Origin of the sequence: Bradyrhizobium sp. (assembly GCF_016213215.1) — a bacterium.
Classification (GTDB): Bacteria; Pseudomonadota; Alphaproteobacteria; order Rhizobiales; family Xanthobacteraceae; genus Bradyrhizobium.
The window spans coordinates 1-4,952 of sequence record NZ_JACRAW010000035.1; the positions used below are offsets into that span (position 1 = coordinate 1).

Sequence of the window (4,952 nt, forward strand, 5' to 3'; positions counted from 1 at the left end):
CGCCGATCGCTCGCGCAACATCCAGCTCCTGAAGGAGCGCTCGTGGTTCGACCTGCCGCTGGTCTACACCAACCAGCGGCGTGCCATCGTCGCGATAGAGAAGGGTTCGCCCGGCGAGCGCGCCTTCAACGACGCCTTCGCTACTTGGGGCGAGTAGGGCGGGCGCGCGCTTCAAGCGCCTGGCCGTTTCAGTCGGGCCTGCTGTACCCATTCATGTCGTAGCGCTCTCGATTGGCGGGTAACGCCTATCAATCAGGCCTGTTCACTCCGCCTCGGCCCGCCTCCGCGCCACGGCTTCGCGTTCCATCACGGCGCGGCAGCCGGCGCTGACGTGAGCGCGCTGCCGGTGCATGCACGCGATGATCCGCGGGATATTGGGGATCTCGCTGCCGCACAGCCGCATCGCGTCGCCGGTGCACATCTGCTGGGCTTCGGAGGAAAAGGCGAGGCTGGGTGAGGCCGAAAGCCCCATGGCGGAGATGGCGACCGCGAAGATGAGTGCGGTTTTGTTCATCCGGTAGAGAGTCATGTATGCGCCCCTGTTTGCGTGGCTGGTTGGCGGCTTCTTGGGGCGCGGTCGGGCGGTTTGCGATGCCGCACTCATGCGATCAACGCGCGGAGCTTCCTCCGCCGTTGTCGTTCGACATGTTGTGATTTGCGAATCGAAGGTACTGCGCCACCCGAATCGATTATGAGCGCGGCTATTGGCTCTTCAAGAGTCGACTAAATGCTTCCACCACTATTCGCGCGAAAACCACCCGAGTGTGTCTGCGCGGACACGCGCTCAACATGCAGCGCGGCGCGATATCTGCGCGCGGTGGCATGTTCCTGAAACGAGCCTGAATTTGGCGGTCGAGCTTTCAGCTGTATCAGCTCGAAGGTTTCGCGTTCACGCCGGCCAGCGCCGCCGCATGTTCTTCAACGGCCGTCACGCCCTTCGGCGTAAGCTCATAGATGTCGCCGTCCTTCATGACATAGCCTTCGACGATCAACTCCTCGACTGCACCGTGCTTGTCGTCGGCGAAGGCGATGGATTGGCTGATGTCGCGCAGGATGGCGAGTTGATTGTCCCGCAGCATTATCTTTCCTCCCAGGGTAGGTGGCGGCGAATGCCTGGCAGGAGGAGCCGCCCGTCCAACTCCAGGATTCTCGGATGCTACCTTGCTGTGAATTCTCGACGAGGCGGCGAGTTCCCGGACCCTCAGCTTGCCACGATGCGACGCGCGATCACCCTTGCGTGCGAGTTTGGCACCGGCGCGGAGCCAAGAGGAGCCGCCCTCTGGTTCCTCGCCCGCGTGCCAAATAGGAACGCGGGCCGACCTGAACGCTTCTTTCGTTGGTTTCCGCGCCAGGAGGGAATTAAAATGGCGAGAGCAGATCCGGCGAAGCGGGAATCGGAGGTGAGGGACGGTGTCAGTCCCAGATTCCTGTTTGCCGCTTGTCTGCTTCTCGGTCTCGGTCTCGGCGGGTTCTTCGACGGGATCGTCTTCCACCAGTTGCTGCAATGGCATCACATGGTGAGCGGCTGGTATCCGCTGAATTCGATCGAGAACATTGAGCTCAACACCACTTGGGACGGCATCTTCCACAGCTTCGCTTATGTTCTCGTGCTTGCCGGCGTATTCCTGCTGTGGCGCAGCGCGCGCCAGGGCCGGCTGTTGTGGTCGAACCGAAGCTTCATCGCAATGTTGCTGGCCGGGTGGGGCATCTTCAATGTGGTTGAAGGATTGGCGGACCACCAGATTCTCGGGCTGCACCGGGTCAACGAGACGGTGCCCGCGAACGAGCGCCTGTATTGGGATCTCGGTTTCCTGATCTGGGGCGCGGCGATGCTTGCGCTCGGATGGGCCATGGCCAACTTGGGAGAGCGGGAGAGCGCCGATGCGGAAAGCCTGTGAGCTCATCCGCTGCATACCCGTGCCGCTGGTCTACCTCAACTTCGCCCTGCTGCTGGTGCTCGCCACGGCGCCGGCGTGGCAGACCCTGCTGTTCGGCCTCACGCTTGACGATCTTCTTCAATTGCGCTCCTTCAATCCCGGGTGACCGGCTCGAGGCTGAAGCTCGCCGGTCGTGCGACTCACAAGCGCCCCTCGAACTGAGGTGCATGGCGCCCGCCGGCAGGCCGCTTGACTTGCTTCGCCTTCTCTGGCTGGAAACCAGGGCAGGGGCATGCCCTACCCCGCAAGTCACAAGCAAGATCAAGCCCACGGAAACGCCTACATGTTGATGCCGATAGCCGACGTGCCGCGCTGGTACGCTGAACGTAAACCCCAAGGCACCATCGCGGTCCGGCACGGCGACGACACGCTGACCTGGGACGAACTCGAGCGCGGTGCCAACGCCCGCGCGCGGGCCTTTGCCGCCAAGGGCGTCAAGCCGGGCGATTTCGTCGCGATTGGCCTGCCCAATGGCAATGCGTTCTTCGAGACGACCTTTGCGGTGTGGAAGTGCGGCGCGACGCCGACCTCGCTGTCATGGCGGCTGCCGCGCGGCGAGGCCGCCGCGGTGCTCGACGTCTTGAGGCCGTCGCTGGTGGTTGGCGGCGAGGCCGACTGGAACGCGCCGAACTCGCTGCCCGCTACTTTCGTGCCGCAGGGTTTTTCGGACGAGGCGGTGACGAACCCGGTGGCGCGCTACTGGAAGGCCATGACCAGCGGCGGCTCGACGGGCCGGCCCAAGGTGATCCTGGACCATCAGCCGGCGGTGACCGACACGGCGGCCGAGCCGGCGCTCGGGATTCCGCTCGGCGTTTCGCTGCTCAATCCCGGTCCGCTCTACCACAACGCGCCGTTCATCGTGTCGCACTTCGCGCTGTTCGCCGGCGGCCGTCTCACCGGTCTTACCAAGTTCGAGCCCGAGGAGACGCTGCGCCAGATCGAGGCGCAGCGCGTCGAGTGGGTCAACTTCGTTCCGACCATGATGCACCGCATCTGGGCGCTGCCGGAAAAGGTTCGCAACGCCTACGACCTGTCCAGCCTGAAGATCGTCTTCCACATGGCGGCGCCGATGCCGCCGTGGCTGAAGGAGAAATGGATCGAGTGGCTGGGGCCCGAGCGGATCTGGGAGCTCTATGGCGGCACCGAGCGTCAGGGCGCCTGCATCATCTCCGGCGTCGAATGGCTCACGCACAAGGGCTCCGTCGGCAAGATCGGCGATACCGCGCGCCTGCGCATCCTCGGTCCCGACGGCAAGGATGTCGCGCCGGGAGAGACCGGCGAGATCTACTTCCTGCCCAACGACGGCGCCGGCACCACCTATCACTATCTCGGCGCCGAGCCGAAGCGGAGAACCGACGGCTGGGAATCGCTCGGCGACATCGGGCGGCTGGATGAAGAGGGCTATCTCTATCTCGGCGACCGGCTCGCCGACATGATCCTGCGCGGCGGCGCCAACATCTATCCGGCCGAGGTCGAGGCGGCGGTGACCGCGCATCCGGAGGTGTGCTCCTGCGTCGTCGTCGGCCTGCCCGATCCGGAATTCGGCCAGCGCGTGCACGCCATCGTCGAGCTCATGCCGGGCGCCGCCGCGCAGGTGGTTGCCGATACGATGGGCGTCTTTCTCGACGACCGGCTCAGCCGCTACAAGCACCCCGAGAGCTTCGAGGTCGCCGCCGGGCAGATCCGCGATGATTCCGGCAAAGTCCGTCGCACCATGCTGCGCGACCAGCGCGCCGCCTGGTTGAAGGAGGGGCGTGCGTTTCAGATCTTGCCATCGGGTGGGGGGCGCAAGGGGGCGGAGTAGGCTGCAAGCCTCGCGTCAGATGCGACGGGGTTCAAGGACTACCGCGGAACGCGATCCGGTCGGTCTCGGCGTATATTACATCAAGGCGAGTGCCTGGTCGCAAAGCTCCAATGGGGGGCCAGTTGTTCTTTTAGGCGCTGTCGGGTTGGACGTCGAAGCCGACAAAATCGCGCGCTCTGCGAACGCTTTCGTTACGAAGCAAACCGCCGCCTGACTAAGTTACGCGATCTCCCCTTCCGGAATCACCCGACGGCACAGGCTCGTCGAGATCGCTTGCAGGACGACGGCCGCATCTATCGAACTGATAAGGGCCGCTCCCTCCGCGGCGTTCTCGACACGCTCTCCGCGGGCCGAGCGTCCCGCGCGCCGCCTATCCTCCGCTCGTCGGCGGCGTGCAGTTGGTCTTTCCGCCTACCTCGGCCCACAGGGCGCAAGAGCTTTCCCGACTCGTCTGCCCTTCGACGACCATACACTGATCCGGCCCAACGAAGAATCGGCACCTGGAACAGGTCTTGCCGGTCCAGCGTCCCTCTTTATGTTCAGCGGCTTCCTTTGTTGACTTTTTCGGAATGAGACCGAGACAACTGTCGCTCGGAAGAGGAGACGGTCGGGTAACCTGCGCCAGGGCGGGAACGGTTCCACTCACTGCGAGCACAGCACATACACAAGGTAATTCCAGCAAACGCCGACGTGTAAGCCGAACATTCATGAGCAACCCCCGAAATTGTCTGCCGCGATGCACCGCGCGCCGCGGTTCCTGCCTCTACAACCCAGCACAACTCCCAATAGTAGAGTTTACTGATCGAGGCTGACAGAAGGCTGACAGAACTGACGCTTGTTCTGGATAAGATTGATCTAATGCTTCTCAATGTCGACTGGCGACTGCGGAGCGTAGCGCGAAGGTAATCAGTTGTCGTCCCATCCTGCTTTCGGAAATTCCGCTGGTGCTGGCGTAGAGGGTAACGCCGGGCCAATTGCGCTCTGAAACTTCAGTCGCAGCGGCGCAGGGCGATCGTTTTTCGCTTGGCGGGCAAATCACGTCAAAATCTGTCAAGCGCCCGTCGCAAAAGTATTTCTCTTTTACCGAATTCGGAATTGGCGTATACGCGACTGGTCTCACCCGGTACGAGGGGCGGATCGCGAGTCGTCACGAAACGCGGGCTGGGATGCGGTGGACGCGAGTGCGCCGGCGCGAAACGGAATCGCAGGGC

General features: G+C 63.3%; 5 protein-coding genes. 3 read left to right on the forward strand and 2 right to left on the reverse strand.

All coding sequences use genetic code 11. The features are described 5' to 3' along the window. Window positions 1-262: 262 nt before the first annotated feature. A complete protein-coding gene (locus tag HY852_RS07385) occupies window positions 263-529 on the reverse strand; it encodes a hypothetical protein (protein ID WP_291603750.1) in 267 nt (88 codons plus the stop codon). Between the two features lie 340 nt (window positions 530-869). Next, window positions 870-1,079, reverse strand: a complete 210-nt coding sequence (locus tag HY852_RS07390) for a hypothetical protein (RefSeq protein WP_291603751.1) — start codon at window positions 1,077-1,079, stop codon at window positions 870-872. Between the two features lie 285 nt (window positions 1,080-1,364). Here HY852_RS07390 and HY852_RS07395 point away from each other — a divergent pair, with 285 nt between their 5' ends. The 3 genes from HY852_RS07395 to HY852_RS07405 all read left to right on the forward strand — a co-directional run bounded on the left by HY852_RS07395 (window position 1,365) and on the right by HY852_RS07405 (window position 3,741). Then, window positions 1,365-1,898: a DUF2243 domain-containing protein gene (locus HY852_RS07395; RefSeq protein WP_291603752.1), complete on the forward strand. Its 534-nt coding sequence runs from the start codon at window positions 1,365-1,367 to the stop codon at window positions 1,896-1,898. Beyond that, window positions 1,882-2,043, forward strand: a complete 162-nt coding sequence (locus HY852_RS07400) for a hypothetical protein (protein WP_291603753.1) — start codon at window positions 1,882-1,884, stop codon at window positions 2,041-2,043. Before HY852_RS07395 ends, HY852_RS07400 begins: the two co-directional genes overlap by 17 nt. A gap of 177 nt (window positions 2,044-2,220) precedes the next feature. Beyond that, window positions 2,221-3,741: an AMP-binding protein gene (locus HY852_RS07405; RefSeq protein ID WP_291603754.1), complete on the forward strand. Its 1,521-nt coding sequence runs from the start codon at window positions 2,221-2,223 to the stop codon at window positions 3,739-3,741. Window positions 3,742-4,952 lie beyond the last annotated feature (1,211 nt).

What these genes read in the sequence shown, in the direction of transcription:
- HY852_RS07400 (WP_291603753.1), top strand. Translation starts at nt 1,882, where the DNA reads ATGCGGAAAGCCTGTGAGCTCATCCGCTGCATACCCGTGCCGCTGGTC.
- HY852_RS07405 (WP_291603754.1), top strand. Translation starts at nt 2,221, where the DNA reads ATGTTGATGCCGATAGCCGACGTGCCGCGCTGGTACGCTGAACGTAAA.
- HY852_RS07385 (WP_291603750.1), bottom strand. Translation starts at nt 529, where the DNA reads ATGACTCTCTACCGGATGAACAAAACCGCACTCATCTTCGCGGTCGCC.
- HY852_RS07395 (WP_291603752.1), top strand. Translation starts at nt 1,365, where the DNA reads ATGGCGAGAGCAGATCCGGCGAAGCGGGAATCGGAGGTGAGGGACGGT.
- HY852_RS07390 (WP_291603751.1), bottom strand. Translation starts at nt 1,079, where the DNA reads ATGCTGCGGGACAATCAACTCGCCATCCTGCGCGACATCAGCCAATCC.